This window comes from Acinetobacter sp. V104_13 (assembly GCF_031798995.1).
Classification (GTDB): domain Bacteria; phylum Pseudomonadota; class Gammaproteobacteria; order Pseudomonadales; family Moraxellaceae; genus Acinetobacter; species Acinetobacter pittii.
Genome location: NZ_JAVQNP010000007.1, coordinates 1 through 1179 on the forward strand (window position 1 = coordinate 1; position 1179 = coordinate 1179).

At 44.4% G+C, this 1179-nt stretch carries 1 protein-coding gene; it reads right to left on the reverse strand.

Annotated elements, in window-relative coordinates; all coding sequences use genetic code 11:
- A partial coding sequence (gene tuf / locus RMB06_RS00505; protein ID WP_017399900.1) for an elongation factor Tu occupies positions 1-1179 on the reverse strand: 1179 nt, incomplete at its 5' end.

The following is a 1179-nucleotide window of genomic DNA, read 5'->3' on the forward strand; positions in this document are numbered from 1 at the left end:
TTATGCAGTTACTTTCGCAACAACACCAGCACCTACAGTACGACCACCTTCACGGATCGCAAAACGTAGACCTGGGTCCATTGCGATTGGGTGGATTAATTCTACTGACATTTCAACGTTGTCGCCTGGCATAACCATTTCAACGCCGTCTTGTAATTGGATTGCACCAGTTACGTCAGTTGTACGGAAGTAGAACTGTGGACGGTAACCATTTAAGAATGGAGTGTGACGACCACCTTCTTCTTTAGAAAGTACGTATACTTCTGCGTCGAATTTAGTGTGCGGCTTGATTGTACCTGGTTTAGCAAGTACTTGACCACGTTGTACGTCTTCACGCTTAGTACCACGAAGTAAGATACCACAGTTCTCACCTGCACGGCCTTCGTCAAGAAGTTTACGGAACATTTCTACGCCAGTTACAGTTGTTTTAACTGTATCTTTAATACCAACGATCTCTACTTCTTCACCAACTTTAACGATACCAGCTTCTACACGGCCTGTTACTACAGTACCACGACCAGAAATTGAGAATACGTCTTCGATTGGCATTAAGAATGCTTTGTCGATAGCACGTTCTGGTTCTGGGATGTAAGAGTCAAGCGCTTCAACAAGAGCAAGAACTGAAGACTCACCATATTGACCAGCATCGCCTTCCAACGCTTTAAGCGCAGAACCACGGATAACTGGAGTGTCATCACCAGGGAAGTCATAAGTAGAAAGAAGTTCACGAACTTCCATTTCTACTAATTCAAGTAATTCTTCATCATCAACAAGGTCACACTTGTTTAAGAATACGATGATGTAAGGTACACCAACCTGACGAGAAAGAAGGATGTGTTCACGAGTTTGTGGCATTGGACCGTCAGTCGCAGCACACACAAGGATCGCGCCGTCCATCTGAGCAGCACCAGTAATCATGTTTTTAACGTAATCGGCGTGGCCCGGGCAGTCAACGTGCGCGTAGTGACGAATTGGAGAATCGTATTCTACGTGTGAAGTATTAATTGTAATACCACGTGCTTTTTCTTCAGGTGCTGAGTCGATTTGTGAGTAATCTTTCGCTTCACCGCCGTAAGTTTTTGCACAAATTGTTGCAATCGCAGCAGTTAAAGTTGTTTTACCATGGTCAACGTGACCGATTGTGCCCACGTTTACGTGTGGCTTATTACGTTCAAACTT